Source organism: Vibrio sp. 10N.222.49.C9, from assembly GCF_041474985.1.
Taxonomy (GTDB): Bacteria; Pseudomonadota; Gammaproteobacteria; order Enterobacterales; family Vibrionaceae; genus Vibrio; species Vibrio crassostreae_C.
On sequence record NZ_JBFRVD010001343.1, the window covers coordinates 1 to 412 of the forward strand.

1 protein-coding gene is annotated in these 412 nt (G+C 44.7%); it reads left to right on the forward strand.

What is annotated here, in order from left to right; all coding sequences use genetic code 11:
• A partial coding sequence (locus AB4585_RS28205; RefSeq protein ID WP_372172074.1) for a hypothetical protein occupies positions 1-357 on the forward strand: 357 nt, incomplete at its 5' end.
• Between the last annotated feature and the right edge of the window lie 55 nt (positions 358-412).

Below are 412 nucleotides of genomic sequence, written 5' to 3' on the forward strand. Positions count from 1 at the left end.
ATTTCGTACTGTGATGGTACGTTGGAATCGCCTAAGGGCTATCGTCTAGGTGTCGCTGCTGTATATCAGGAGCCAGCCGAAGGTTTTGGTTATTTGCGTCGTTCATCCGGTAAAGGATGGTTTCACTTTGTAGAACCTGCAGGGCGTTTTAGTTTAAAAAGACTGGATGCGCTTGAAAATTATTTTGCGGAAGATTCTTATGAATCAGATGCAAAGGTGATTGCAGGAATGCTTAAAGCGTGTGGTGTTGGTAGTACCGTTCAATTATTGAATGGCTATTCTCCGATGCCCTTTCATATTGCAAAGGCCATTAAGGCGGAGTTGGGGATTGAAGATTCTGAGGTGGATGTATGTTGAGTGTATGTGCGAATTGCATAGACGAAATATGCACCGGTCGTTGCACGGGAACGTG